Below are 25524 nucleotides of genomic sequence, written 5' to 3' on the forward strand. Positions count from 1 at the left end.
GCAGCTTGACTGCCCGCCTGTCCTGTCCGAAACCCGCCATGACACATCTTTCAAGGACGCGGAACATGACGGCGGCGATGGACGAGCTACTCGACATTCTCGACCTCGAGCAGCTCGAACACAACCTGTATCGTGGTCGCAGCCCCAAGCTCGACTGGCAGCGCGTCTTCGGCGGCCAGACGATCGCCCAGGCGCTGGTCGCCGCGCAGCGCACGGTCGAGCCCGAGCGCCATGTGCATTCGCTGCACGGCTATTTCATGCGGCCCGGCGACACCAAGGTGCCGATCGTCTACGAGGTCGACCGCATCCGCGACGGCGGCTCCTTCACCACGCGCCGGGTGGTGGCGATCCAGCACGGACAGGCGATCTTCTCGTTGGAGGCCTCGTTCCAGCAGGACGAGGTGGGGCTGGAACATCAGCTGCCGATGCCGCGCGACGTGCCGGCGCCCGACACGCTTTTGTCGCAGCGCGAGCTGCTCGGCAAATTCGGCGAGGCTGTGCCGGAAGGCATCAAGCGCTACTGGGAGCGCGACCGGCCGATCGAGATGAAACCGGTGATGCTGAAGCACTATACCAGCCGCGAGAAGCTGGAGCCGGAGCAGAACATCTGGATCCGCACCACCGGCCCGGTGCCGGAAGACCGGGCGACGCAGGCCGCCGTGCTCGCCTACCTTTCCGACATGACGCTGCTCGACACCTCGACCTTCGCGCATGGCCGCGCAATCTTCGACCGCGACATCCAGGCGGCCAGCCTCGACCACGCCATGTGGTTCCATCGCAGCCATTCGCTGGACGACTGGATCCTCTACACGCAGGACAGTCCCTCCACGCAAGGCTCGCGCGGTTTCACCCGCGGCTCGCTGTTCGCGCGCGACGGAACGCTGATCGCCTCGGTGGCCCAAGAAGGCCTCATCCGGCTGAAACGCTGAGCCGGCTTCGAGTCAAAGCCTATAAAACAGGCATTTTCAAAAAATTGCCTATTTATTAATCAGACACCCCGACGCCCTCGCGCACGAAAAATGTGCAAGGGTCGCCCATCTCCTTTGTTTACAACAGGTTAACGCCCTGCTTCGGCAATTGGCACGGAGCTTGAATCCTGTCGGGCACTCTCCGGCTCTCATGGGGGATCGGCGAAGGTGTGCAAACGCGGGCGACCGCAACAGCAAAGGGTGAAACCTTATGAAAATCGTGATGGCAATCATCAAGCCGTTCAAGCTCGACGAGGTGCGCGAAGCGCTCACCGGCGTCGGCATCCAGGGCCTGACCGTCACCGAAGTCAAAGGCTACGGGCGTCAGAAGGGACATACGGAAATCTATCGCGGCGCGGAATACGCGGTGAGCTTCCTGCCCAAGATCAAGATCGAGGTCGCCGTCGGCGCCGACATGGTCGACAAGGCCGTCGAGGCCATCTCCGCGGCCGCCAAGACCGGCCAGATCGGCGACGGCAAGATCTTCGTCTTCGGCATCGACCAGGCGGTGCGCATCCGCACCGGCGAAACAGACACCGACGCGCTCTGAAGCGGCGACCAGCTATTCCAACGGAGAGTTCAATGAACATACCTTCCACCTTGAAGACGACGGGACGCGCGGCCGCGCTCGGTGCGCTCGCTCTCGCAGTATTCGGCACCGTCGCCGCCTTCGCGCAGGAAGCGGCTCCGGCAGCGCCGGCCGCACCTGCCGCGCCGACCCCGGTCCTCGACACCGGCAACACCGCCTGGATGCTGACCTCGACGGCGCTGGTGCTGATGATGACGATTCCGGGCCTGGCGCTGTTCTACGGCGGCATGGTGCGCAAGAAGAACGTGCTCGCCACCATCATGCAGAGCTTCGCCATCACCTGCCTGGTGACGGTGCTGTGGTTCATGTTCGGCTATTCGCTGGCCTTCTCCGACGGCGGCGGCATGAACGCCTATCTCGGCGGCTTCTCGAAATTCTTCCATCAGGGCATCACCACCTCGACACTGTGGCTGCCGGGCGTTGCGAACATTCCTGAATTCGTCTTCTCGATGTTCCAGTTGACCTTCGCCATCATCACGCCGGCGCTGATCGCCGGCGCTTTCGCCGAGCGCATGAAGTTCTCGGCGCTGCTGATCTTCATGGGCCTGTGGCTGGTCGTCGTCTACGCGCCGATCGCGCATTGGGTGTGGGGTGGCGGCTTCCTGGGTTCGGCCGGCGTTCTCGACTTCGCCGGCGGTACGGTCGTCCACATCAACGCCGGTGTCGCGGGCCTGGTCTGCGCGCTGGTGCTCGGCAAGCGCGAGGGCTACGGCACCACCAACATGGCACCGCATAACCTCGTCTATTCGGTGATCGGCGCCTCGCTGCTGTGGGTCGGCTGGTTCGGCTTCAACGCGGGTTCCGAGCTCGCCGCCGACGGCCTCGCGGGCGCCGCGATGATGAACACGCAGGTCGCCACCGCCGCCGCGGCGCTGGCCTGGATGTTCGCCGAATGGATCGTCGCCAAGAAGCCCTCGGTGCTCGGCATCATCTCAGGCGCCGTCGCCGGCCTCGTCGCGGTGACGCCGGCTTCCGGCTTCGTCAACCCGACCGGCGCCTTCATCGTCGGCATCATCGCCGGCGTCGTCTGCTACCTGTCGGCGGTCAAGCTCAAGCATGCGTTCGGCTATGACGACTCGCTCGACGCCTTCGGCGTCCATGGCGTCGGCGGCATCGTCGGCGCGCTGCTCACCGGCGCGCTCGCCGATCCGGCGATCAATTCGCTCGGCAAGGGCGCTTCGGTCGGCACGCAGATCTACGGCATCGTCTTCACCATCCTGTGGACGGCGATCGCCACCTTCGTGATCCTCTTCATCGTCAAGGCGCTGGTCGGCCTGCGTCCGAGCAGCCAGGAAGAGGTCGAGGGTCTCGACGTCACCCAGCACGGCGAAGTGGTGCCGTAAGGCAACCTTCGCCACGGGCCGGCGGACCCTCCTCCCGCCGGCCCGGGATATCTCGAACGAAAGCCGCCGAGCGGTTTTCCTGGATCAAGATCCCGTCGTGACGCTTCGAAAGGGGCTCACGCCTTGAGGCCCGGAGCAATCCGGGCCTCTTTTTTTGGAAAATCGTACGTGTGGAAAGGCGAAGCGGAGAATTATTTTTCGGCGCGATCACGTTCGCGTGATGCATAAACAGGAAGAAACATCGGGCTTTCCGATTCCGTAGTGGGGTTGCGGCCGCCGTTCTGGCGCTCGTTAAACAACAAAGGGAAGGAACCACCTGATGAACATGAAGAACATCTTCCTCGGGGCACTCGCTTTTTCCATGATCAGCGGCGTCGCATTGGCCGGGGCTCTCGACGAACCGGACAACATGGCGCCGTTCTTCACTGATTCCGGCATGAAGACCATGAAGTCCGAGGCCGATTTCAAGGCAGCCTGGGCTTCGACGGCCAAGGACAAGCAGGACATGATGATGAAGGAATGCCAGGACGCGGCAATGAGCAAGCCCCACGCCGAATTCTGCGCCAACCTGATGATGTACGCCGGTCACAAGTGATTTGCGGGAGATCGGGTCCGAGAGGATCCGATCGTTTTCCTCGTTCTACAAGGAAGATGGCGGGCCGCGAGGCTCGCCATTTCAGTTTGGAGGGCGGCGCTGGTAAAAGGCCATGGTTAATGCGGCCTTAACCTTCCCGCCGATAGTCTGTCGTCCGAATCTGCCGGAGTGCGCCAAGCGCCCGGCCAGGCAACGACTTACGGGGAAGAGCATGCGTTCAGGCGCTTCAGCACCGCTCGCGCTGACCGATACGGGGCACGGCATCCAGGCGTTCGCGCGGCGCCAGGTCGGGCGGCTGGTCGGCGCCGGACTGTTCGTGTTCACCGCTTTCGGCGTCGCCAGCCTCGCCACCTGGAACGTCGCCGATCCGAGCTTCTCGCACGCCACCACCAACATCGTCACCAATGCCATGGGCTATGCGGGTGCGGTGTTTTCCGACCTTGCCATGCAGTTCTTCGGCCTTGCCGCCGTCGCCGGCCTGGTGCCGGCTGTGGTCTGGGGCTTTCTTCTCTTCTCCGCGCGCGGCGTCGACAGGCTGCCTAAGCGCGGGCTTGCCTGGTTCGGCTTCGCGCTGCTTGCCGCGGCGATCGTCGGCTGCGTCACGCCGCCCAACACCTGGCCGCTGCCGACCGGCCTCGGCGGCGTCTTCGGCGACATGGTGCTGAAGATCCCGGGCATCGCAGTCGGCGGCTACCCGAAGGGTCTTTTCGCCAGCGTCATCGCCGTTGTGCTTGCCGCGCCCGCCTTGTGGCTGTTCGCCTATGGCTCGGCGCTGATTGCGCGCAAGAACGGCTTTGCGGTCATGGAGCGCGCCGCTGAGCCCGATCCGCGCGAGCAGGACGATCTGCTGTTCGACGAGGATGAAGACGAGGGCGACGAAGGCATTCTTGCGCTCGGCGCTGTCACCCATTGGTGGCTGTCGTTCCGCGCCTTCCTGCACCGCCGCGCCGCGCGCCGCAGGCAGGAGCGCGACGAGTTCGAGCCGCAGATGGAGCCGCGCGCAAGCGCCTGGCGGCGCGCCGCCGAGCGGGTCGAATCGGCCGAGTTCGCCGAGGCCAGGATGAGCCCCGGCGGACGTGCCCGCGTCGAGCCGGAATTCTTCGCTGCCATGGTCAACGACCGCAGCGCCTCGGTCGATCCGGTCGACGACGATGTCTTCGACGACGAAGGGGCCGACCTCGATGATTTCGACGACGAGGAGCCAGTCCAGCGCCGCGCCAATGTGCGCAACTTCCGCTCGGACGCGGCGACCCGCGTGGAGGCTCCGGCACCGCGCCCGGTGCAAGGCGCGCGCGTCCAGCGCGAGGCGCAGACCTCGCTGATCGGCTCCGGCACGTTCGAGATGCCGTCGCTGCATTTCCTGTCCGAGCCGAAGAACGTGGCGAAAGACCCGAGCCTGTCGAAGGATGCGCTGGAGCAGAACGCAAGGCTGCTCGAAGGCGTGCTGGAGGATTTCGGCGTCAAGGGCGAGATCATCCATGTCCGCCCGGGTCCGGTTGTAACGCTCTATGAGCTCGAACCCGCGCCCGGCATCAAGTCATCGCGCGTCATCGGCCTTTCCGACGACATAGCCCGCTCGATGAGCGCGATCGCCTGCCGCGTCGCCGTCGTGCCGGGCCGCAACGCCATCGGCATCGAATTGCCGAACGCCAAGCGCGAGACGGTCTATCTCAGGGAGATCATGGCCAGCCGCGACTTCGAGACGACCAAGGCGAAGCTCGCGCTGGCGCTCGGCAAGACTATCAATGGCGAGGCGGTCATTGTCGACATCGCCAAGATGCCGCACGTGCTGGTCGCCGGCACCACCGGCTCGGGCAAGTCGGTCGCCATCAACACCATGATTCTGTCGCTGCTCTACAGGCTGACGCCGCAGGAATGCCGGCTGATCATGATCGATCCGAAGATGCTCGAACTCTCGGTCTATGACGGCATCCCGCATCTTTTGACGCCGGTCGTCACCGATCCGAAGAAGGCGGTGGTGGCGCTGAAGTGGACGGTGCGCGAGATGGAGGACCGCTACCGCAAGATGTCCAAGGTCGGCGTGCGCAACATCGACGGTTTCAACGCGCGCGTCAGCCAGGCCGAGAAGAAGGGCGAAAAAATCTCGCGCACGGTGCAGACCGGCTTCGACCGCCAGACCGGCGAGGCGATCTACGAGACCGAGGACCTCGACCTCGAGCCGATGCCCTACATCGTCGTCATCATCGACGAGATGGCCGACCTGATGATGGTGGCCGGCAAGGACATCGAGGGCGCGGTGCAGCGCCTGGCGCAAATGGCGCGCGCCGCCGGCATCCATGTCATCATGGCGACGCAGCGTCCCTCGGTCGACGTCATCACCGGCACCATCAAAGCCAATTTCCCGACCCGCATCTCCTTCCAGGTGACGTCGAAGATCGACAGCCGCACTATCCTTGGCGAGCAGGGCGCCGAGCAGCTGCTCGGTATGGGCGACATGCTCTACATGGCCGGCGGAGGGCGCATCCAGCGCGTCCACGGGCCGTTCGTCTCGGACGACGAAGTCGAGAGGATCGTCGGGCATCTGAAGCTGCAGGGCGTGCCGGAATATCTCGACGCCATCACCGAGGATGACGAGGAAGACGATGAGGACGGCGCCTCGGGCAGGGGCGGCTCGGGCGGCGGCGGCAATTTCGAAGATTCGGATGATCCCTACGACCAGGCGGTGGCGGTGGTGCTGCGCGACGGCAAGGCCTCGACCAGCTACATCCAGCGCCGGCTCGGCATCGGCTACAACCGCGCCGCCTCGATCATCGAGAAGATGGAGAAGGAAGGCATCGTCGGCCCGGCCAACCACGCCGGCAAGCGCGAGATACTGGTGCCGACGGAAGACGATAAGTTTTAGCCCGGCGGCGACCACAGGGGACGGCCGGCAACTTTGAACCTTCTGGCGCGTTCATGCGACCAAGCGCCGTGTGACCCGCCAAACTTAGGCCCAACTGGGGGTCCAGACACTGCGACGACACAAATCACAGGAAGTGACCGGCATGAAGACCCAGACTGAATTCGCCCCAACCCGCCGACAGGCGCTCGGCCTTGGCCTTGTGCTCGCGGGCGCAGCAGCCATCAACGTCGTGCCGGGCTTCCAGCTTCTGGCCCGGGCGCAGGCCGCGGTTCCGCCGGCTGCGCAAAAGATCGCCGACCACTTCTCCTCGGTCAAATCGATGAGCGGCGAGTTCGTGCAGTTCGGCCCGAAGGGCGAGCAGACCGGCGGCAAGTTCTTCCTCGAACGCCCCGGCAAGATCCGCTTCAACTATGACGGATCATCCAATTTCCGGGTGATCTCCGACGGCAAGTCGGTGGTCATCCTCAACAAGAAGCTGAACACCTCCGACCTCTACCCGCTGTCGAAGACGCCGCTGAAATTGCTGCTGGACGACAGGATCGACCTCTCCGGCGGGCGGGTGAAGGCGGTCAAGGAAGAGGACGACCTCACCACCATCCAGCTTTCCGACAAGTCGGTGTTCGGCAATGCCCGGATCACCATGATGTTCGATCCGAAGAGCTATGAGCTGCGCCAGTGGACGATCACCGACGCGCAGGGCAAGGACACGACGGTGATGATCTTCAACGTCAAGGAAGGCGTCTCCATCCCGGACGACACCTTCGCCATCGACTATACGGCGAACAGAGAGCTCAATACGAAGACGCGGTAGATTCAGCTGCTGTGAAGGTTTTCCGGCGTCGGCGCTGCCCCTCACCCTTACCCTCTCCCCGTGAAGAACGGGGAGAGGGGGGCCACCGGCGGCGGAGCTTATCCCTTCTCCCCGTCACTATACGGGGAGAAGGTGCCGGCAGGCGGATGAGGGGCAGCCCCGACCTCTGCAATTATCGCCGGCTTGTCTTTATGGCGCGCGGCTGGCAGTAGTTCGGCGACCTACGCCGTCCCCGGACCCCGCCGCATGCCCTTCACCATCGCCACCTGGAACATCAACTCCGTGCGCTTGCGCATGCCGATCGTCGAGCGGCTGCTGAAAGAACATGCGCCGGACGTGCTCTGTCTGCAGGAAACCAAGGTTCCGGACGAGCTTTTCCCCGAAAAGGCCTTCCGCAAAGCGGGTTATGAGCACATCCTTTTCCATGGACAGAAAGGCTATCACGGCGTGGCGACCGTGGCCCGCCGCCCGATCGAGCTGGTCGAGAAGCGGCGTTTTTGCGAGATCGACGACAGCCGGCATCTGTCGGTCAGGGCTCAGGCCGGCGGCAGGTCGATCCTGCTGCATAATTTCTACGTTCCGGCCGGCGGCGACGAGCCGGACCCGGACATCAACCGCAAGTTCCGGCACAAGCTCGACTTCGTCCACGAAATGAACGGCGTGCCGGCAAGCCTGGACGATGCCTCGATCCTGGTCGGCGACCTCAACATCGCGCCGCAGGAGCATGACGTCTGGTCGCACAAGCAACTGCTCAACGTCGTCAGCCACACGCCGGTCGAGACCGAAAGTTTCGAAGCGATGCGGCGAGCCGGCGGCTGGGTCGACCTGATGCGGCTCAACGTGCCCGCCGAGCAAAAACTCTACACCTGGTGGAGCTACCGGGCGAAGGACTGGGAAGCATCGGACCGTGGCCGCCGGCTCGACCATGTCTGGTCGTCGGCCAATCTGGTGCCGAGCTTTGCCGGCTACGAGATCCTGAAGGCGGCGCGCGGTTGGGAGAAACCGTCGGACCATGTGCCGGTGATCGCGAAGTTTGACTTGGAGTAGCGTCGGCGACAGCTGGGGGCGCAAGCCTTCGCGTTCGTCATTCTAGGGCGAAGCGACGCGAAGCGGCGCGCAGACCCTAGAATCCATTCCGTTACCTGTGTCGAAGGATGCAACGATGCAGAACAGAGGGTAACTCCTTCCCTGCATATCGATCGTCGCCTGGAAACCTCATTCTGCAACGCGGCAAAGCGTCAACGTCACGGCATGGATTCTAGGGTCTGCGCGCGTCGCTGCGCTCCTTGCTCCGCCCTAGAATGACGAACGCGCCATTGAGCCGCCCCTTGTGCATCACCCCGTAAACCTCGGTGCCAGCGCCTCGATGCGGGCGAGCATCTGCTGGAGTTCCTCCAGGATGCGCTCGTGCAGCTGCGCCGCCAGTTCCGGATACTCTTCCAGGATGCGGCGGAACATCTTGCGGCTGAGCCGGATCACTTCCGAATCGGCCGCCGCCGAGGCGCTGGTCAGCCGGTTGGTGTCGGCGATCAAAGCGAGCTCGCTGAGCATTGCGCCCGGGCCGGCCGTGCCGATCGGGATGCGCTCGCCGCCATGCTCGCGATAGAGCGCGATCAAGCCGCTGACCACGATATAGGCCGAGTCGGCCTCGTCATCCTCGCGGTAGAGCTTGTGATCGGCCTGCAGGAAGGTGTTTTCCGCGCCGAAGGCGAGCAGACGCAACTGTTCCTGCGTGAAGCCCTGAAAAAGCTTCACGGCGGACAGGATGCGGATGTCGTCATCCAGCGCCATCCTAGCTGTGTCCCCGAGCGGTCAGTCCAGTCCCTCCTTTGGAGCACCGCGTGCTCCCGCACGCTTGCACTCCAACCTTCCAATCACGCATCGTGCGATGCGTCCAGCGAGCCGATCCATCACCCTCCAGCACCAGGATCGTACCCGAAGCGGTCCCGCCCGACCGCTCTTTGCTGTTTGTTTCAAGCAATTCCGGATGGAAAACCGCTTCCACACTTTTCCTGGAATTGCTCTAGATCATGAAATGTTTAAGGAACCAGCTTGTAGCCGCCGCTTTCTGTCACAAGAATTTCGGCATTGGAAGGATCGCGCTCGATCTTCTGGCGTAGCCGATAGACATGAGTCTCCAGCGTATGCGTGGTGACGCCGGAATTGTAGCCCCACACCTCTTCCAGGAGCACGTCGCGGGTCACCACTTTCTGGTCGGCGCGATAGAGATATTTGATGATAGAGGCCTCCTTTTCGGTCAGCCGCACCTTGGCGCCGCGCGGATCGATCAAAAGCTTCTGGCTGGGCTTGAACGTATAGGGGCCGACCGAGAAGGTGGCGTCCTCGCTCTGCTCGTGCTGGCGAAGCTGCGCGCGGATGCGCGCCAGGAGCACGGCGAAGCGGAACGGCTTGGTGACATAGTCGTTGGCGCCGGCCTCGAGGCCCAGAATCGTGTCGGAATCGGTGTCGTGGCCGGTCAGCATGATGATCGGCGCCTTGTAACCGCCCTTGCGCAGGATCTTTACCGCCTCGCGGCCGTCCATGTCGGGCAGGCCGACATCCATGATCAGCAGATCGACGAGGCCGCCGCGCGCCGCGGCGACGCCTTTTGCGGCGGTGGATTCCTGCTGGACGTCGAATTCCTCGTAAAGGGCCAGTTGCTCGACGAGAGTGGACCGCAAGTCGTCGTCGTCGTCAACGATCAGAATGGTGCGTGATGTCATGGATCAATCCGTTGTTTTAAAAAGAATATTCAGTTGACCTCCCCCCATTTATGCGGAAGCTCACCGGCGCAACAGCCGATCACAGTGATTTGTTCCGTGACACAATCATACAAGAAAAAACGCGCGCGCAATGAGGCGGGTGAATTTTTGCCGAAAGGCCTGCGTGTCCTGACTGTGCGCGCGAGGCCCGGCAACCCTGCGCAAGGGCTCTTGCAGGCCGGCAAAACGGTGTTTCCCTGCGCGATTGGGCGCGGCGGCATCTCGACAAACAAGCGCGAGGGCGACGGCGCGACGCCGCTGGCCGCGATGCGGATATTGTCGGGCTATTTCCGCAACGACCAGTTTCCCGGCGGGCGGCGGACGAGGCTGGCGATGGCGCCGATCGGCCCGGACCTCGGCTGGTGCGAGGTGCCGGACGACCGCAACTATAACCGGCCGGTAAAGATTCCTTATGGCGCGAGCCATGAGCGGATGAAGCGCGACGACCGGCTCTACGATGTCTGCCTGGTGCTCGACTGGAACCTCGCGCCGCGCCGGCGCGGCCGCGGCAGCGCGATCTTCTTCCACCTGGCGCGGCCGGGCTTCACGCCGACGCAAGGGTGTGTGGCGGTGACGGCCCGTACCATGGCAAGGCTGCTGCCGTTGCTGTCGGACCGGACGGTAGTGAAGGTGGTGAGGTAGGGCAGTAGGCAGTAGGCAGTAGGCAGTAGGCAGTAGGCAGTAGGTCTCTCTTTCCCTACTGCCTATATCGTCTTGGACGCTGCCAGCCCGCATCCAGCAAGCCGATCCGGCCGAGCTCCCTGTCCATCGCCTTCGCCACATCCCGGCGCTCGGCACCGATGTCGCGCAACTGGCTGTCGGAGAGATCCTCGACGGACTCGTTGGGAAGCCGGGTGGCGACCCGGGCCTGGCGCAGCCAATCGCGTGCCGATCGCAGCCAAAGGGTGAAGCCGGAAGGGGATTCCTGGGTCGTGCAGGACTTCAGAACGATCTCGGTCATGGCTCTATCCGTGTTTCTCCGGACATCAAATCCGGTTTGATGGTGTTTCGATGAAGCCATCTTGCCGGATTGAAAAACAAACGGGAAACGAGTAGTTCTTATTTGATCATCAAGTTTTATTTGGAGATCATATGTCCAAGCTGCTGCCCGGAACGCGCGCGCTGAGGACCTTTCAAGCGGCGGCCCGGCACCTCAATTTCACCCGCGCGGCCGACGAGCTCGGCCTGACGCCGGCGGCGGTCAGCCACCAGATCAAGGAAATCGAGGATCAGCTCGACCTGGTGCTGTTCACCCGCACCAGCCGCACCATCCGGCTGACGGAAGCGGGCAACGTTCTGTTCGAGGCCTCGATCGATGCGCTCGACCTCCTCAGCCGCGCCGTTACCCGCGCGCGCAAAATGACCAGAGGCACGGCGCTCTTGAAGATCACGCTTGACGCGCAGTTCGCGACCAAACGGCTGATGCGGCGCGTCGACGATTTCCGCAGGCAGCGGCCGGGCATCGAGCTCCGCTTCGACATCGCCTCCAAGCTGCGCGACTTCGATCGCGACGATGTCGATGTCGGCATCCGTTTCGGCGCCGGCAAATATCCGGGGCTGTGCGCGGACCGGCTGTTCGAGAACGTCATCATTCCTGTTTGCAGTCCGGCTCTGCTGCGGTCCGGACCGTCGCTGAACGAGCCGCGCGACCTCTTCCATCACATGCTCGCTCATATCGAATGGTCCCGCCAGGGTATCACATGGCCGAACTGGCGCATGTGGATGGCGGCGGCCGGCGTCGATGATTTCGACGACAGCCGGACCATCGTGTTCGACAACTCGACGGATGTCGTCCAGGCGGCGCTCGACGGCGTTGCCGTCGCGCTCGCCGATTTCGCCATGGTGGCCAACGATCTGTCCGAGGGCAGGCTTATCCGACCCTTCGAGCTCGGCATCAAGGTCGCGCCGGAGTTCGCCTACTTCCTGGTTTATCCTGAAGCGGTGAAGGACGACGCGCGCATCGTCGCTTTCCGCGAATGGCTTCTCGACGAGGTCGCGAAAGACGCGGACGCGGCGTGATGCCCGAAACCGTCGTGCGTATGCTCTAGACTAAAGCGCGTCGCGATCTTTCAGATTCGCTCCATGCGCTTTAGTTTTTGATTTTACGCATGTCTTTGTCCCGAAACCGGTTCCCACTTTCGGGAGACACGCCTTAGCCCGCAGGAGCTGCCGGGGCGCCGAACCAGCCGATGATCGCACCCATGATCAGCAGCACGCCAAGCCAGTGGCCGGCATCGATCAGGGTGAGGTTCCAGCCGAAGCCTTCATAGCGGTGGTTGACCGAGAGCGTGGTGGCGACGAAGCCCAGCCAGAGCACGAAGCCGAACAGCAATCCTGCGATCGGGCTCGGCTCGCCTCCGGTTATCGCGCCGACCACCAGCGTCAGGATCAGCGCCATCACCAGCTCGGCGATGAAGCTGACGATGAACGGAACGGGCGAGCGCTTCATCGTCGCCGGATCGAGTTTCGCCGCCTGCAGCCAGGGCTTGCTCAGGGCCATGTACCAGACGGCGCCGAACAGCCACGCCACGACCGCGGCGACGATAACCGCCAGCCAGTTCACGACCGAAAAATCCATGAAATCCCCTCCCCGACGCATGTTGCTCAAAAGTGCGAGCGGTTTTGAGACAACGACATGCATGAATTGAATAGGCCGATGGAATCCCTGTTCGCCGGCGGCGTCAAGCGGGACCGCAGCGCCAGACAGTGGTACGCTTGACCTCGGCATCTTCCAGCACACGCGTCACCGGCACCTGGTAGACGGCGAGCGATTGCAGCCCTTTCTTCGGCAGATAGGCGCGGCCGGGATCGCCGACGAGGATGTCGGCGCCGCGCGCCTTCAAGCTCGCGAACCATGGCATCAGTCTGTCCGCCAGCGGCTTGTCGTAGAAGACGTCGCCGGCGAGCACGACATCCCAGCCGTCATCCGTATCGATGCAGTCCGCATCCAGGAATTCGGCTTTCACGCCGTTGGCTTCCAGGTTGAGCGCGATCACCGCCTCGCAAAAAGGGTCGATGTCGGCCGCAATCACTTCAGCCGCGCCGGCCTTCAAGGCGGCGATGGCGACCATGCCGGAGCCGGAGGCGAAATCGAGCACGCGTTTTCCCCGCACCGTCGCCGGATGGTCGAGCACGTATCGAGACAGTCCTTGGCCGCCGGCCCAGGCGAATGCCCAGAAGGGCGGCGGCAGGCCGATCTCGGCCAGTTCCTCCTCGGTGCGCAGCCACAGGTCATGCGCCTCGTCGGCCAGGTGCAGCAGCACTTCGGGCACATGCGGCGGCGCCATCAGCGCCGTGTTGTCGAGGATGAATCTTTTCGCGGTTTTTGGCGTGAGCCGTTTCACGGTGCCGGGTTGAGATCGGCCATGCGGCAGACCTCTTTCCATTCGGCCAGCGTCACCGGCTGCACGGAAAGCCGCCCCTGACGGACCAGCGCCATGTCGGCAAGCTTCGGATTGGCCTTGACCTGCTCCAGCGTCACCGGCTTCGGCACGTCCTTGAAAGCGCGGATGTCGACGCATTCCCAGCGCGGGTCGTCGGTGGTGGTGTCGGGATGCGCGAGCGCGCAGACCTCGGCGATGCCGACGATGTCGAGGCCTTCATTGGAATGATAGAAGAAGCCGAGATCGCCGATCTTCATGGCCTTCATGTTGTTGCGGGCGGCGTAGTTGCGCACGCCGTCCCACTGCGTGCCGGCCTTGCCCTTGGCCTTCAGCGCCTCGAAGGAAAAGACCGAGGGTTCGGACTTGAACAGCCAGTAGTTCATCTCAGTTGTCCCCTTGCCGTTGTCAATTGGCCATTATTCAGCGTTGGCGCTGCCCCTCACCCTACCCTCTCCCCGTAAGGACGGGGAGAGGGGGTCGCCAGCGTTGGAGCTTATCCCTTCTCCCCGTTCTTACGGGGAGAAGGTGCCGGTCCACCCTCCGCAGCTGCAGCGCAGCTGCTCCGGAGGACGGGCAGGCGGATGAGGGGCAGCGCAAACTAACCTCATTCGGTCGCGGGCTTCTGGAAGACCCAGTTCCACGCCCGGATTTCGACGCTTTCGAACAGGGCGGCTCTGGCATAGGGATCGGTGGCCGCCAGGGCTTGCGCACCGGCCATGTCGGGCGCCTCGATCATCACCAGGCTGCCGTCGGGCTTGCCGTCGGCATCGAGGAAGGGACCGGCAAAGGCAAGTCTGCCTTCGCTGATCAAGCCTTCCAGGAAGGCCGCGTGCGCCGGCCGCGTGTCGATACGCAGCCGCAGGCTGCCGGGCTTATCCTTGCAAATCAACGCAAACAGCATGTTCAAAACTCCGAGGGTTCAGATGTCGGTTTCGGTTTTGAGCGGGCGTGTCATCAGCGCCGTCACGGCCTGACCGATGGTGATCTTGCCGTCGAGGATGGCGGCGGCAGCCGAAATGATCGGCGCCTCGATTTGGCGCTCGGCGGCGATGCGGGCGGCAATGCCCGCGGTCGGCACGCCTTCGGCGAGCGGCAGGCCGGCAAGCGGCTTGCCCTGGCCGAGCGCCAGGCCATAGGCGAAATTGCGCGACTGCGCCGAGGAGCAGGTGAGCAAAAGGTCGCCGAGGCCGGAAAGCCCCATCAGCGTCTCCGGCCTGGCGCCGAAGGCGGCGCCGATGCGGCGCAATTCGACGAAGCCGCGCGTCACCATGGCGGCCTGGGCGCTGGCGCCGAGCCCGGCGCCGGTGACGGCGCCGGCAGCGATGGCGAAGACGTTCTTCAGCGCACCGCCGATCTCGACGCCGATCAGGTCGTCGCTGGAATAGCAGCGCAGGTTCTCGGCCGAAAAGCGCGCGGCAAGCTCGGCCGCCAATTCTCCATTCCGGGCGGCGACGACGACGGCCGTCGGCAGGCCGCGCGCGACATCGCTGGCAAAGCTCGGGCCGGAAAGGGCTGCCACCGGGTTGTTCGGCAGGCTCTCCTCGACGATCGCCGACAGCAGCGCGCCGGTGTCGCGCTCGATGCCCTTGGCGCAGAGAACCAGCGGCACGCCCTTCGGTACATGGCCCGCGGCGGTAGCCAGCATCGCGCGCAGCGATTGCGCCGGCGTCACCGCCAGCACGCAATTCGCACCGTCGAGAGCGGCGGCGATATCGCTGGTGGCGACGATGCCCGGCTCGATCGCGATGCCCGGCAGGTAGCGCGGATTCTCGCCGCGATCGATGGCGGCGACAGTCTCGCTATCGCGCGCGTAAAGCCGCACGAAATGGCCGGCGCGCAGCATGGCGAGCGCCAGCGCCGTGCCCCAGGCGCCGCCGCCCAGCACCGCGACGCGCCAGCCGCTCGCTGGCCTCCTGCTGGTCGTGCTTTTCCCGGTCATGGCTTTCTTGGTCATGCCTTGGCACCGCGCCGGCCAGAGCCGACCAGGGGAGCGGAAACGCTGTCCAACGGCCAGCGCGAACGCGGCACGAAGTCGGCCGCATTCTCGCCCACTATCCCGGCGCGCAGCCGCTCGATGCCGGCCCAGGCGATCATCGCGGCATTGTCGGTGCAAAGCTTTTGCGGTGGCGCGACGAATGCGAAGCCGGCTTCGGAACAGAGCGCTTCAAGCGTGCCCTTGATCGTCCGGTTGGCGGCGACGCCGCCGGCGACGACCAGCGCCGGCTTGTCCTTATCCGGGAACTCTTGACGAAAGCGCGCCAGCGCCCGGGCGACACGGTCGCCCAGCGCATCGGCCACCGCCGCCTGGAAGGAGGCGCAGATGTCGGCGACGTCCTGGTCGCTGAGCGGCGCGATCGCCGTCGCTGCCTGGCGCACCGCCGTCTTTAGCCCCGAGAAGGAGAAATCCGGCTGCGCCGAGCCCTTCATCGGGCGCGGGAAGGCAAAGCGGCCGGCATCGCCGCGCGCCGCCGCCTTCTCGACATTCGGGCCGCCGGGATAGGGCAGGCCGAGCATCTTGGCCGTCTTGTCGAAGGCCTCGCCCAGCGCATCGTCGATGGTCGTCGCCCAGCGCTGGTAATCGCCGACGCCGCGCACCGCGACGATTTGGGTGTGGCCGCCGGAGACGAGCAAAAGCAGATAGGGGAATTCGAGCCCGTCGGTCAGCCTTGCGGTCAGCGCATGGCCTTCGAGGTGGTTGATGGCAATCAGCGGCTTGTTGGCGGCGGCCGCGATCGCCTTGGCGGTCATCAGTCCAACGATCAGCCCGCCGACCAGGCCCGGTCCTGCCGTGGCCGCGACGGCATCGACCTCGTCGAGCGATACGGCCGAATCGGCCAGCGCCGCCTCGACGATGCCGTCCAGCGCCTCGACATGGGCGCGCGCCGCGATCTCGGGCACGACGCCGCCGAAGGCCGCATGCTCCTCGATCTGGCTGAGCACGATATTGGACAGGATCTCGGGCGCGGAGCAGCCGTCCAGCGCCACCACGCTGGCCGCCGTCTCGTCGCAACTCGTCTCTATGCCCAGAACGCGGATCAATTCGTCGCTGTCCTCGAAGATTGTATCTCCGGCCTTTCCTATATAGGAGGTCTGTCGATATTCAGGTGATGCCGGCCTGCAAATGGCGGTTTCTGCGCTTCCGGTGCTCACGTACCCAAAAGTACGCTCCGCGCCGGTTCTCGAAATCCACCATTTTCGGCTCGGCCTGACCTGAATCTCGGCAGACCTCGAAAATCGCCCCGGGGGTTATCACGGACCGCGCGCCATGCAAACTTTGAAAATCGGAACACGCGGCAGCCCGCTGGCGCTCGCCCAGGCGCATGAGACGCGGGCGCGGCTGATGAAGGCGCACGGCCTTCCCGAAGAGGCGTTCGAAGTGGTGCCCATCTCGACCAGCGGCGACCGCATCCAGGACCGGCCGCTGTCGGAAGCCGGCGGCAAGGGCCTGTTCACCAAGGAGATCGAGGAGGCGCTGCTCGACGGCCGCATCGACATCGCCGTGCATTCCTCCAAGGACATGCCGACGGTGCTGCCCGATGGGCTGGAGCTCTCCACCTTCCTGCCGCGCGAGGACGCGCGCGACGCCTTCATCGGCAAGACGGTGAAACGGATCGCCGAGCTGCCACGCGGCGCCAAGGTCGGCTCGTCGTCGCTGAGGCGCCAGGCGCTGATCCGCCGGATGCGGCCGGATCTCGACGTGGTGATGTTCCGCGGCAATGTGCAGACGAGGCTGCGCAAGCTGGATGAGGGCGTCGCCGAGGGCACCATCCTCGCCTATGCCGGGCTGAAGCGGCTCGGGCTCGAGAGCGTCGTCACGGACCTGATGCCGCTGGATGTCTTTCCGCCGGCGCCGGGCCAGGGCGCGATCGGCATCGAAAGCCGGATCGGTGACCGGGCGGTGGAAAAGATGCTGGCGGCCATCCGCGATGCGCCGACCGGCCAGGCATTGGCCTGCGAGCGCGCGTTCCTCGCCGCGCTCGACGGCTCCTGCCGCACGCCGATCGCCGGCCATGCGACGATATCGGGCCAAAAACTGTCTTTTGCCGGGCTGATCATCTCGCCCGACGGCACCGAATCGCATGAGGTCAAACTGGATGGCCGAGCGGCGGATGCGGCGGAAATAGGCGCGGAAGCCGCGCGAATGGTGCGCGCCAAGGCCGGCGCAAAATTCTTCGAGGGCTGGGCCTGACATGATCCGCGTCCTGGTGACGAGGCCGGAACCGGGCGCCTCGCGCACGGCCCGGCGGCTCGTAGCCCAGGGATTTCAACCCATTGTGCTGCCGCTGACCGAAACGGTGGCGCTGCCGGTCGAGGCAAGCGTCTTTCCTGCTGCCGCCGCGGTCGCCGTCACCAGCGCCAACGCGGTTCGTCATGCGCCGAAAGCGTTGATCGCGGCGCTTGCCGCCTTGCCTTGCCATGCGGTCGGGAAAAGAACGGCCGAAGCCTGCCGTGCGGCCGGATTTATATCCGTCTGCGAAGGTCCGGGCGATGCCGAAGCGCTGGCCGGCGCGATAGCCGACGAATTCGCGGGCAAGGAGATGGTCTATCTTTGCGGCCGTGTGCGCCTTCCAGTGTTCGAGCAGCGGCTCGCGGCGGCCGGCATACGGTTCCATGCGGTCGAGACCTATGACACGGTTCGGCTTGCCTGTTCGGATGAAGAGATCGTCGCGCGCCTTTCGACCAAGCCCGTCGACGCGGTGCTGGTCTACTCGGCCAAGGCCGCCGAGGCGCTGAGTGCGCTGATCCGCCGGCCCGCCTTGCGCGGCCTGTTCGAAAAAGCGGAGTTCCTGGCGCTGTCCGCGCGTGTCGCCAAGGCATTGGCCGAGGTCGGCGGGCAAAAGGTCCGCATTGCCTCGCAACCCGACGAGGACGCGCTGCTGGCGCTTTTGTCGCTGCCGCGCTGAGCCCGCGTCATCACACCGCCCCTTTTCACCGCTTGGTGATGTGCTAGAGCATCCCCCAGACCCTTCGAACCATCCACAAGCCAGTTCGCGGAGCCCAAGCATGGTCAAGACGCCGAAGACGCGACATTCGAACGTCCGCCGCGAGCCGGTGACGATCGAGCTCGACCCCGGCGCCGTCTCGCGAATCGCCGAAGAGGATGCCGCCAAGACCGAGACCGATACGGAACCAACCGACGAGGCGAAGGCGGAGGAAGCCGCCGCCGCTTCGCAACCGGAAGTTCCGGAAGAGCCGATCCATGCCGAGCAGGCCGACATCGAGCCGTGGGAACACGCCGACGCGGCCCAGGCTGGGGCTGATGGATCCGAGGCCAGGAGCAACGAAGAGGCGGAGGCGCCCTATCCCGGAGGTTCGCAGGCTTCGAAGAGCGAGCCAAAGGGCTTCGGCTACGATTTCGAGGACGCGTCGGCGACCGGTTCCAGTTCCGCCGCCTCGGCGCCGAAGCCGAGCGAGAGCCGGGGCGACGATCGTGCGACGTCGCCATCCGGACGCGCCGGCGTGCGCACCATCGCAGCCGGTGTCATCGGCGGCGTGATCGCGCTGGCCGGCGCCGGCCTTCTGCAGGTGGTTGGCCTGCTCGGCTCTCCGGCCTCCAGCGGAGCGCATCTCGACGGCGTCACTGGCGAGATCGCCTCGCTGAAGAGCGAGATCGCGGCGCTGAAGGAGACGGACGCTGCCGGCGCCTCCGCCAAGGTCGATGGCCTGTCCTCGGCGCTCGACCAGGTGAAGTCGGATATCGCGGCGCTGAAGTCGTCGGCCGGGCAAAGCGGCGATGGCGCCGCGCTCAAGGCGCTCAACGACAAGGTCGGCCAGATCGAGACGGCGGTCGCCGACCTGCAGAAGGCCGGCAGCGCCGCGCCGGTCGATCTCGGCCCGCTCAACGAGAAGCTCGCCGGGCTCGACGCGCTGGTGAAATCGGTCGGCGACGCGGCAAAGGCGCAGGACGGCCGGGTCGCGGCGCTGGAACAGTCGGTGTCGCAGCTCTCCGGCAAGGTCGAGGCGCAGGCCTCGCAGCCGAAGATCGCGCTCGCCATTGCCGCCTCGGCGCTGAAGGCTGCGCTCGACCGCGGCGCGCCCTTCGCGACCGAGCTCGACACTTTCGCGGCGATCGCGCCGGACGCGCCGGAGATCGCGGTGCTGCGGTCCTATGCGGAGAAGGGCGTGCCGACGCGCGCCACGATCGCCTCGGAGGCCGACGCCGCCGCCAACGCCATGGTCGAGGCGGCGACGCCGGTCGACCGGAATGCCGGCTTCTTCCAGAGCCTGGTGTCGAGCGCCGAATCGCTGGTCAGGGTACGGCCGGTGGGCGCCGTCGAAGGCAAGGGCGCGCCGGAAACCGTCGCGCGCATCGAGGTGGCGGTCAACCAGGGCGACTACGCCAAGGCGCTCGGCGAATACGACACGCTGCCCGATGCGGCGAAGGCGGCCGCCGCCGATTTTGCCGGCAAACTGAAGGCGCGGCTCGAGGTCGAAAAGCAGATAGAAGCGCTGATTGCCGGCGCGACGAAGGCGTGAGGACCATTCGATGATCCGCATCCTCGCCTTCCTCGCCGTCGTCTTCGCGCTGGGGCTCGGCTTCGCTTGGCTGGCCGACCGTCCGGGCGAGATGATCGTCACCTTCAACGGCTACCAGTACCAGGTCACGCTGATGGTGGCGGCGGTGGCTATCGTCGCCGTGGTCGCCGCGGTGATGATCGTCTGGTGGCTGATCAAGTCGCTGTGGAACAGCCCCTATACGATCTCGCGCTATTTCAGGGTGCGTCGCCGCGATCGCGGCTACCAGGCGCTGTCGACCGGCATGATAGCGGCGGGCGCCGGCGACGGCGCGCTGGCGCGCAAGAAGACCAAGGAAGCGGCCAAGCTGATCCGCTCCGACCAGGAGCCGCTGATCAACCTGCTCGACGCGCAGGCCTCGCTGCTCGAAGGCGACCATGAGGGCGCGCGGGAAAAGTTCGAGCGTATGATCGACGACCCGGAAATGCGCTTGCTTGGCCTGCGCGGGCTCTATCTCGAAGCCGAGCGTCTGGGCGACCGCAACGCCGCGCGCCACTATGCCGGCCGCGCCGCGGCGGTGGCGCCGCAGCTTGCCTGGGCGGCGGAATCGACGCTGGAAGAACTGACCGAACGTGGCGACTGGGACGGCGCGCTGAAGCTGGTCGAGGCGCAGAAGTCCACCCGGCAGATCGAGCGCGACGCCGCCAACCGGCGCCGCGCCGTGCTGCTCACGGCCAAGGCGCAGGCGCTGGTCGACAGCGATCCGAATGCCGCCCGCACCGCGGCGCTCGAAGCCAACAAGCTGGCGCCGGATTTCGCGCCGGCGGCAGTCGTCGCGGCCAATATGCTGTTCAAGCAAAACGACGTGCGCAAGGGTTCCAGGGTCCTGGAGACGGCCTGGCGGGCGGAGCCGCATCCGGACATCGCCGAGCTCTACACCCATGCAAGGCCGGGCGATGCCGTGCTCGACCGCCTCAACCGGGCAAAGAAGCTGCAGGAAATGAAGAAGAACCACGCCGAATCGTCGATGGCCGTGGCGCGCGCCGCGCTCGACGCGCAGGATTTCGCCACCGCCAGGCGCGAGGCGGAAGCCGCGATCCGCATGGACCGCCGCGAGGGCGCCTATCTGCTTCTGGCCGACATCGAGGAGGCCGAAACCGGCGATCAGGGCAAGGTGCGGCAGCTGCTGTCGAAGGCGGTTCGGGCACCGCGCGATCCGGCCTGGGTCGCCGACGGCGTCGTCTCCGATCGCTGGGCGCCGGTGTCGCCGGTCACCGGCAAGTTGGACGCCTTCACCTGGCGCGCGCCGATGGAGCGGCTTGGCCAGTTGATCGAGAGCGAGACGGACGTCGCGCTGCCGGCAATTTCTGCCGCGCCGCCGGCCGTGCCGGCCGAGAAAGCAATCGACATTGTCCCCGATGCACCGGCCACGAAGCCGGCCGCTGAAACGTCGAACGGCATAGAGGAGGAAATCGCGGCCGCCTTGGGCGATGGCGCGGCCGCCGAGCAGGCTTCGGAGCCGCCGCCCTTGCCGGATGATCCCGGCGTCGCGCCGGAAGACCAGGCGGAAAAATCGCCGCGCCGGTTTCGTTTGTTTTGAGGTCCGGCTTTGGCGGACAGGGAAAAGGTATCGATGTTCGAACGCGTGTTGTCCTTCCTGAGGGATTTGCCGGCGGGTGGGGCCAAGCCGAGCGCGGACGATCCGCGCGTCGCAGCCTCGGCGCTGCTCTATCATGTGATGAATGCCGACGGCGTGCGCCAGGATGTCGAGTGGGAGCGCTTCAAGGAGATCCTGGCCGAGACCTATTCGATCAGCGGCGACGAGCTCGACGCGCTGGCGGCCGCCGGTGAGCGCGCCGACAATGAGGCGATCGACCTCTACGCCTTCACCAGCGTGCTCAAGCGCAATCTCGATGCCGAGGCGCGCAAGGCCTTCATCGGCCTGATGTGGGAGATCGTCTACGCCGACGGCGAATTGCACGAGCTCGAGGACAACACGGTCTGGCGCGTCGCCGAACTGATCGGCGTCGAGCGCCAGGACCGGATCGAAGCGCGCCGCAAGGCGGCGGCCGAAGCGCCGGACGCGCGCGGAACATCGAGCGACGAATAGGACCTCGCCTGCCCATGCCACCCAGACCGAGGCCGAGACCAAAAATCCTGATCGTGCTGCATCAGGAGACGTCGAGCCCCGGCCGCGTCGGCCATATGCTTCTGGAGGAAGGTTTCGACCTCGACATCCGCCGGCCGCCGCTTGGCGAGGAGCTGCCCTCAACGCTGGACGGCCACGCCGGCGCGGTCATCTTCGGCGGGCCGATGAGCGCCAATGATGGGGACGAGTTCGTCCGCCGCGAGACCGACTGGCTGGAGATCCCGCTCAGGGAAAACCGGCCGTTTCTCGGCATCTGCCTCGGCGCGCAGATGCTTGCCAACCATCTCGGCGGCAAGGTCGAAGGCCATGGCGAAGGGCTGGTCGAGATCGGCTGGTATCCGCTGAAGGCGACGGAAGCCGGCAAGAAACTGCTGCACTGGCCGGAGATGGTCTACCAGTTCCACCGCGAGGGCTTTTCGCTGCCGAAGGACGCGACGCTGCTCGCGACCGCCGAAACCTATCCCAACCAGGCTTTCCGTTATGGCGACAATGCCTGGGGCATCCAGTTCCACGGCGAGCTGACCAGGGTGATGATGCAGCGCTGGGTGGTGCGCGGCGCGCACCGCTTCGAATTGCCCGGCGCGCAGCCCGGCCGCGATCATCTCGGCGGCAGGCTGATCTGGGACATGCACCTGAAACGCTGGCTTGGCGAGTTTTTGGGGATGATATTTGGTAAGCCGGCGGTGGGGTAGGGCAATCCGGTTGGCGGGAACGGCTGAGCTTGATTCCGAAGATGGCTTACGTCTGCCAAGGCGTGGACGACTGCTTTGCGCCGCATCTCGGCCGTAGAGGTCGGCTTCGCAGCTTCCTGAAAGCGGACCTTGCCGGCGATTAGGCTGGAGGTCGTGGTCGCGCCAAAAACGGACGATCAGCCATTGCCTATGTCCTACGGATCGCCGACAGGGCTTGAGATCGAGCAGGTGCTTTGCCACAGGCGCCCCCAGTGCTGGCCCACGCGACGAGTTGGGATCAGTGACCCCACCCCTGATATGACGCGGGATCGCTTGTACGGCGCCCTACGGCGATTTGTGCCGGGCCGACGCCACCCACATTGCGGTCTTTGCGATCTCGGTGCGTTCCCAACTCGCGATCAGTATGCGCCAACCTGGCAGAGCTATTCCGGCAGCCCAGCCTTTCGCAAACCTTCTGAAAGCAGAGCCATATCGGCCGCACGCCTGATTGAAACGACGTCGGCGAGATTGGAAATTCGTTGGCTAGGATCGAGGGCAAGAATTCGGCTCACCACCTTTTGCGCATCCTCGGTTCGGCCAGCGTGAGCATAGCTTGCAGCCGCAAAGCGCAACGACGGCAAAAAGTCCGGCTTTTCCCGCAACGACCTTTCCGCCCAAGATGATGCCTCCTCAAATCGACCAGCTAAGAGATGAGCCACTACAACCGCATTCAGCATATCGAACATGAACGGGTCGACTGGGCTCATGCGTATCGCAGTGGCCAGGTGCTGGAGGGCGGTTTCCGTATCGCCGAGGTCGGCTCTGACCCAGCCGCTGAATAGCCACGCAGTAGCCAGGTTCGGATTGAGCGCAAGCGCGCGATCAATGAACGCTGCCCCGCTATTGTAGTTGCCCACGACAAACGCGAGCGCTTCCCCGCCGAGTGAGAGCGCAACCGCGTCATCCCTGCCCAAATCCACTGCCTTCAGAGCCAGGCGTTCTGTCTCGACGGTTTCCTGCTCACGATCGGCCATCCAGCCGTTCGCCTTGCGCATGACGGCACACAACGCGGCCATGCCGTATGCCGAGGCGAATTCAGGGTCGAGTTCGATGGCCTTGTAAAACAACTGAAGGGCGTTTGCGTTGGATTCCCTGGTCAACTGATGAAGACTTGCTATCCCGCGCAGATAGTAGTCGTAAGCGTCAAGGTGCTCGGTCGGCTTGCGCTTGGCCCGCTCGATCTCTGCCTGTTCCAGCTTCGGACCGATCGCGCCGACGACGCTCCGGGTCACTTCCTCCTGCAGGTCAAAAACGTCCTCCAGCCCGCCGTCGAAACGGTCGGCCCATAGATGTGCGCCCGTTGCCGCGTCGATGAGCTGCCCGGTGATGCGCACCCTGCTCGCCGCCTTGCGCACGCTCCCTTCAAGCACATAGCGCACACCAAGCTCGCGCCCGACCTGCTTAATGTCCACTGCCCGGCCCTTGTATGTAAAGCTAGAGTTGCGCGCGATGACGAACAGCCAGCGCGTCCGGGACAGCGCGGTGATGATCTCCTCCACCATGCCGTCAGCGAAGTAGCCCTGCTCGGGGTCGCCACTTATGTTGTCGAATGGCAAGACCGCGATGGACGGTTTTTCGGGAAGCGTCAGCCTCTCCCTTGTCGAGAATACCGAAGTTGGTTTTGCTCGACTGACCTGATAGGCGCGTACCGCCTCCACGATGTTGTGGACCTGATGGCTACCGAGGTCGGTGTAAGCATAGTCTAGTTTGCCCTTGACCTGCTCGTAGACGTTGCTCGCGACGCAGACGCCGCCAGGTTCTGCAAGCTTCTCGAGCCGCGCGGCGATGTTCACACCATCACCGTAGATCGTGTCGTCCTCTGCAATCACGTCGCCCAAATTCACGCCCATGCGGAAAGTCATGCGCTTGTCTTCGGGCAAACTTGCATTGTGAGCGGCCAATCCCTCCTGGGCTTCGACCGCGCACTGTACCGCGTCGACCGCGCTGGCAAATTCGACAAGCAGACTGTCGCCGGCGGAACCAACGATGCGTCCATGGGCCTCCGCGATCCTAGGCTCGATCACCTCGGCGCGAAGGTGCTTCAACTGCGTGAGCGTGCCAACCTCGTCGGCTCCCATGAGGCGGCTGTAGCCGACGACGTCGGCAGCAAGGATTGCGGTGAGGCGTCGCTCCATACTTGTGTCCTGCCTCTTCCGTAGGTCGAAGCTCCGGGCGGCGAGCGTATTCTAGTCCTACCTCGAATGCGAGCGTGCAGTGCCGGCGCCGACAGCGATCAACTCACCACGTCCCTTGGGCCATTCCTCACACGGCGTCGTTTATGGTCCGATCGCGGGTGCTGCCGACGGGCTACTTTGGGTCAGGTCACGACTATGTCCCCGTTCAACCGAACGTCCGCTTTTGAACAACCGCAGCCTGAACCTGCCAGTCCGCTGTCGGCCCCATCTAAGCCGTCGCCGGCGCGAGCTGATCGGCCAGCGCGTCGCCTCCAGCGGCTTATATCCAGCGCCCAATTGCCGCTGTAGAGGTGCCGCGCTTGCCGCAGCGCCGGGAACAGATAGGCCCACACGGCGACAGCGCCGATGCCGCCGATCATCATGGCCGGAACCGTGCCGATTGGTGCCGCCATCGTGCCGAGCTGACCAGGGTGATGATGCAGCGCTGGGTTGTGCGCGGCGCGCACCGCTTCGAATTGCCCGGCGCGCAACCCGGCCGCGATCATCTCGGCGGCAGGCTGATCTGGGACATGCACCTCAAGCGCTGGCTGGGTGAGTTCTTGGGGCTGATCTTCGGCAAGCCGGCTGTGGGATAGAGTAAAAGCCAATTTCTCTGAGTGGCAAAGCTTGAGCCAAAGACGACTTCGCTGGAAGTCGTGGTTGCGCCATGAAAGGTCATTCGAATGTGAGTCACGGAATC

General features: G+C 64.8%; 25 protein-coding genes and 1 pseudogene. 16 read left to right on the forward strand and 10 right to left on the reverse strand.

All coding sequences use genetic code 11. The features are described from left to right. Positions 1 to 65 precede the first annotated feature (65 nt). The 7 genes from tesB (at position 66) to EJ071_RS05585 (ending at position 8216) form a co-directional block, all read left to right on the forward strand. Positions 66 to 929: an acyl-CoA thioesterase II gene (tesB, locus tag EJ071_RS05555; RefSeq protein WP_059189448.1), complete on the forward strand. Its 864-nt coding sequence runs from the start codon at positions 66 to 68 to the stop codon at positions 927 to 929. Positions 930 to 1179: 250 nt separating this feature from the next. Continuing rightward, entirely contained in the window at positions 1180 to 1518 is a 339-nt protein-coding gene (locus EJ071_RS05560) for a P-II family nitrogen regulator (RefSeq protein ID WP_126097179.1), read from the forward strand. A 32-nt stretch (positions 1519 to 1550) separates the two neighbouring features. Then, positions 1551 to 2900 (forward strand): ammonium transporter, encoded by a 1350-nt coding sequence (locus EJ071_RS05565; RefSeq protein WP_126097180.1) that lies wholly within the window; start codon positions 1551 to 1553, stop codon positions 2898 to 2900. Positions 2901 to 3219: 319 nt separating this feature from the next. Beyond that, positions 3220 to 3495 carry a hypothetical protein gene (locus EJ071_RS05570; RefSeq protein WP_126097181.1) on the forward strand — a complete coding sequence of 92 codons (276 nt, stop codon included), beginning with the start codon at positions 3220 to 3222 and terminating at the stop codon, positions 3493 to 3495. Positions 3496 to 3706: 211 nt separating this feature from the next. Next, entirely contained in the window at positions 3707 to 6358 is a 2652-nt protein-coding gene (locus tag EJ071_RS05575; RefSeq protein ID WP_126097182.1) for a DNA translocase FtsK, read from the forward strand. 142 nt (positions 6359 to 6500) lie between these two features. After that, on the forward strand, positions 6501 to 7169 hold the full coding sequence (locus EJ071_RS05580; protein ID WP_126097183.1) for an outer membrane lipoprotein carrier protein LolA: 669 nt from the start codon (positions 6501 to 6503) through the stop codon (positions 7167 to 7169). A gap of 246 nt (positions 7170 to 7415) precedes the next feature. Then, complete coding sequence (locus EJ071_RS05585) at positions 7416 to 8216, forward strand: exodeoxyribonuclease III (protein ID WP_126097184.1); 801 nt, start codon at positions 7416 to 7418, stop codon at positions 8214 to 8216. Positions 8217 to 8504: 288 nt separating this feature from the next. Here EJ071_RS05585 and EJ071_RS05590 read toward each other — a convergent pair whose 3' ends face one another. Both EJ071_RS05590 and EJ071_RS05595 read right to left on the reverse strand, forming a co-directional pair. Next, positions 8505 to 8960 carry a cyclic nucleotide-binding domain-containing protein gene (locus tag EJ071_RS05590; RefSeq protein WP_126097185.1) on the reverse strand — a complete coding sequence of 152 codons (456 nt, stop codon included), beginning with the start codon at positions 8958 to 8960 and terminating at the stop codon, positions 8505 to 8507. 248 nt (positions 8961 to 9208) lie between these two features. Continuing rightward, positions 9209 to 9892 (reverse strand): response regulator transcription factor, encoded by a 684-nt coding sequence (locus EJ071_RS05595; RefSeq protein ID WP_126097186.1) that lies wholly within the window; start codon positions 9890 to 9892, stop codon positions 9209 to 9211. Between the two features lie 84 nt (positions 9893 to 9976). On the opposite strand from EJ071_RS05595, the gene EJ071_RS05600 reads away from it, so the two are divergent. Beyond that, on the forward strand, positions 9977 to 10573 hold the full coding sequence (locus EJ071_RS05600) for a L,D-transpeptidase (protein WP_126097187.1): 597 nt from the start codon (positions 9977 to 9979) through the stop codon (positions 10571 to 10573). Positions 10574 to 10628: 55 nt separating this feature from the next. On the opposite strand, the gene EJ071_RS05605 is transcribed toward EJ071_RS05600, so the two are convergent. Further along, positions 10629 to 10892: a hypothetical protein gene (locus EJ071_RS05605; RefSeq protein ID WP_189521418.1), complete on the reverse strand. Its 264-nt coding sequence runs from the start codon at positions 10890 to 10892 to the stop codon at positions 10629 to 10631. Between the two features lie 131 nt (positions 10893 to 11023). Between EJ071_RS05605 and gcvA the strand changes: the two genes are divergently transcribed. Next, positions 11024 to 11950 (forward strand): transcriptional regulator GcvA, encoded by a 927-nt coding sequence (gcvA, locus tag EJ071_RS05610; protein ID WP_126097188.1) that lies wholly within the window; start codon positions 11024 to 11026, stop codon positions 11948 to 11950. 133 nt (positions 11951 to 12083) lie between these two features. Here gcvA and EJ071_RS05615 read toward each other — a convergent pair whose 3' ends face one another. The 6 genes from EJ071_RS05615 to tsaD all read right to left on the reverse strand — a co-directional run bounded on the left by EJ071_RS05615 (position 12084) and on the right by tsaD (position 16350). Then, entirely contained in the window at positions 12084 to 12509 is a 426-nt protein-coding gene (locus tag EJ071_RS05615; protein ID WP_126097189.1) for a DUF1761 domain-containing protein, read from the reverse strand. A 103-nt stretch (positions 12510 to 12612) separates the two neighbouring features. Beyond that, the gene (locus tag EJ071_RS05620; protein ID WP_189521419.1) at positions 12613 to 13317 is read right to left on the reverse strand and encodes a methyltransferase; all 705 of its coding nucleotides are present in this window, start codon (positions 13315 to 13317) and stop codon (positions 12613 to 12615) included. Continuing rightward, on the reverse strand, positions 13272 to 13697 hold the full coding sequence (locus tag EJ071_RS05625) for an EVE domain-containing protein (RefSeq protein ID WP_126097191.1): 426 nt from the start codon (positions 13695 to 13697) through the stop codon (positions 13272 to 13274). Before EJ071_RS05625 ends, EJ071_RS05620 begins: the two co-directional genes overlap by 46 nt. Positions 13698 to 13918: 221 nt before the next feature. Then, positions 13919 to 14215 carry a YciI-like protein gene (locus EJ071_RS05630; protein WP_126097192.1) on the reverse strand — a complete coding sequence of 99 codons (297 nt, stop codon included), beginning with the start codon at positions 14213 to 14215 and terminating at the stop codon, positions 13919 to 13921. Between the two features lie 18 nt (positions 14216 to 14233). After that, positions 14234 to 15253, reverse strand: a complete 1020-nt coding sequence (locus EJ071_RS05635) for an NAD(P)H-dependent glycerol-3-phosphate dehydrogenase (protein ID WP_189521529.1) — start codon at positions 15251 to 15253, stop codon at positions 14234 to 14236. Between the two features lie 11 nt (positions 15254 to 15264). Further along, positions 15265 to 16350, reverse strand: a complete 1086-nt coding sequence (gene tsaD / locus EJ071_RS05640) for a tRNA (adenosine(37)-N6)-threonylcarbamoyltransferase complex transferase subunit TsaD (protein ID WP_189521530.1) — start codon at positions 16348 to 16350, stop codon at positions 15265 to 15267. Positions 16351 to 16579: 229 nt separating this feature from the next. Between tsaD and hemC the strand changes: the two genes are divergently transcribed. From hemC to EJ071_RS05670, 6 genes are all read left to right on the forward strand, one after another. Continuing rightward, positions 16580 to 17503 (forward strand): hydroxymethylbilane synthase, encoded by a 924-nt coding sequence (gene hemC / locus EJ071_RS05645; protein WP_126097195.1) that lies wholly within the window; start codon positions 16580 to 16582, stop codon positions 17501 to 17503. A 1-nt stretch (position 17504) separates the two neighbouring features. Further along, complete coding sequence (locus EJ071_RS05650) at positions 17505 to 18218, forward strand: uroporphyrinogen-III synthase (RefSeq protein ID WP_126097196.1); 714 nt, start codon at positions 17505 to 17507, stop codon at positions 18216 to 18218. 100 nt (positions 18219 to 18318) lie between these two features. After that, on the forward strand, positions 18319 to 19791 hold the full coding sequence (locus EJ071_RS05655) for a mitofilin family membrane protein (RefSeq protein ID WP_126097197.1): 1473 nt from the start codon (positions 18319 to 18321) through the stop codon (positions 19789 to 19791). A 10-nt stretch (positions 19792 to 19801) separates the two neighbouring features. Then, on the forward strand, positions 19802 to 21370 hold the full coding sequence (locus tag EJ071_RS05660) for a heme biosynthesis protein HemY (protein ID WP_126097198.1): 1569 nt from the start codon (positions 19802 to 19804) through the stop codon (positions 21368 to 21370). Positions 21371 to 21403: 33 nt separating this feature from the next. Further along, complete coding sequence (locus EJ071_RS05665) at positions 21404 to 21880, forward strand: TerB family tellurite resistance protein (RefSeq protein ID WP_126097199.1); 477 nt, start codon at positions 21404 to 21406, stop codon at positions 21878 to 21880. Between the two features lie 14 nt (positions 21881 to 21894). After that, positions 21895 to 22611: a glutamine amidotransferase gene (locus EJ071_RS05670; RefSeq protein ID WP_126097200.1), complete on the forward strand. Its 717-nt coding sequence runs from the start codon at positions 21895 to 21897 to the stop codon at positions 22609 to 22611. Positions 22612 to 23033: 422 nt separating this feature from the next. Here the strand turns inward: EJ071_RS05670 and EJ071_RS05675 are convergent, their stop codons facing one another. Beyond that, on the reverse strand, positions 23034 to 24785 hold the full coding sequence (locus EJ071_RS05675) for a tetratricopeptide repeat protein (protein WP_126097201.1): 1752 nt from the start codon (positions 24783 to 24785) through the stop codon (positions 23034 to 23036). Between the two features lie 458 nt (positions 24786 to 25243). Between EJ071_RS05675 and EJ071_RS05680 the strand changes: the two are divergent. Beyond that, positions 25244 to 25420: pseudogene (locus tag EJ071_RS05680) on the forward strand (GMP synthase); the annotation flags it as partial. Positions 25421 to 25524 lie beyond the last annotated feature (104 nt).

This window comes from Mesorhizobium sp. M1B.F.Ca.ET.045.04.1.1 (assembly GCF_003952465.1).
In the GTDB taxonomy this organism is placed as follows: Bacteria; Pseudomonadota; Alphaproteobacteria; order Rhizobiales; family Rhizobiaceae; genus Mesorhizobium; species Mesorhizobium shonense.

Bases quoted from the DNA above. Each gene is read 5' to 3' on its own strand.
- tesB (WP_059189448.1), top strand. From the start codon at position 66: ATGACGGCGGCGATGGACGAGCTACTCGACATTCTCGACCTCGAGCAG.
- EJ071_RS05560 (WP_126097179.1), top strand. From the start codon at position 1,180: ATGAAAATCGTGATGGCAATCATCAAGCCGTTCAAGCTCGACGAGGTG.
- EJ071_RS05565 (WP_126097180.1), top strand. From the start codon at position 1,551: ATGAACATACCTTCCACCTTGAAGACGACGGGACGCGCGGCCGCGCTC.
- EJ071_RS05570 (WP_126097181.1), top strand. From the start codon at position 3,220: ATGAACATGAAGAACATCTTCCTCGGGGCACTCGCTTTTTCCATGATC.
- EJ071_RS05575 (WP_126097182.1), top strand. From the start codon at position 3,707: ATGCGTTCAGGCGCTTCAGCACCGCTCGCGCTGACCGATACGGGGCAC.
- EJ071_RS05580 (WP_126097183.1), top strand. From the start codon at position 6,501: ATGAAGACCCAGACTGAATTCGCCCCAACCCGCCGACAGGCGCTCGGC.
- EJ071_RS05585 (WP_126097184.1), top strand. From the start codon at position 7,416: ATGCCCTTCACCATCGCCACCTGGAACATCAACTCCGTGCGCTTGCGC.
- EJ071_RS05590 (WP_126097185.1), bottom strand. From the start codon at position 8,960: ATGGCGCTGGATGACGACATCCGCATCCTGTCCGCCGTGAAGCTTTTT.
- EJ071_RS05595 (WP_126097186.1), bottom strand. From the start codon at position 9,892: ATGACATCACGCACCATTCTGATCGTTGACGACGACGACGACTTGCGG.
- EJ071_RS05605 (WP_189521418.1), bottom strand. From the start codon at position 10,892: ATGACCGAGATCGTTCTGAAGTCCTGCACGACCCAGGAATCCCCTTCC.
- gcvA (WP_126097188.1), top strand. From the start codon at position 11,024: ATGTCCAAGCTGCTGCCCGGAACGCGCGCGCTGAGGACCTTTCAAGCG.
- EJ071_RS05615 (WP_126097189.1), bottom strand. From the start codon at position 12,509: ATGGATTTTTCGGTCGTGAACTGGCTGGCGGTTATCGTCGCCGCGGTC.
- EJ071_RS05620 (WP_189521419.1), bottom strand. From the start codon at position 13,317: ATGGAAAGAGGTCTGCCGCATGGCCGATCTCAACCCGGCACCGTGAAA.
- EJ071_RS05625 (WP_126097191.1), bottom strand. From the start codon at position 13,697: ATGAACTACTGGCTGTTCAAGTCCGAACCCTCGGTCTTTTCCTTCGAG.
- EJ071_RS05630 (WP_126097192.1), bottom strand. From the start codon at position 14,215: ATGCTGTTTGCGTTGATTTGCAAGGATAAGCCCGGCAGCCTGCGGCTG.
- EJ071_RS05635 (WP_189521529.1), bottom strand. From the start codon at position 15,253: ATGACCGGGAAAAGCACGACCAGCAGGAGGCCAGCGAGCGGCTGGCGC.
- hemC (WP_126097195.1), top strand. From the start codon at position 16,580: ATGCAAACTTTGAAAATCGGAACACGCGGCAGCCCGCTGGCGCTCGCC.
- EJ071_RS05650 (WP_126097196.1), top strand. From the start codon at position 17,505: ATGATCCGCGTCCTGGTGACGAGGCCGGAACCGGGCGCCTCGCGCACG.
- EJ071_RS05655 (WP_126097197.1), top strand. From the start codon at position 18,319: ATGGTCAAGACGCCGAAGACGCGACATTCGAACGTCCGCCGCGAGCCG.
- EJ071_RS05660 (WP_126097198.1), top strand. From the start codon at position 19,802: ATGATCCGCATCCTCGCCTTCCTCGCCGTCGTCTTCGCGCTGGGGCTC.
- EJ071_RS05665 (WP_126097199.1), top strand. From the start codon at position 21,404: ATGTTCGAACGCGTGTTGTCCTTCCTGAGGGATTTGCCGGCGGGTGGG.
- EJ071_RS05670 (WP_126097200.1), top strand. From the start codon at position 21,895: ATGCCACCCAGACCGAGGCCGAGACCAAAAATCCTGATCGTGCTGCAT.
- EJ071_RS05675 (WP_126097201.1), bottom strand. From the start codon at position 24,785: ATGGAGCGACGCCTCACCGCAATCCTTGCTGCCGACGTCGTCGGCTAC.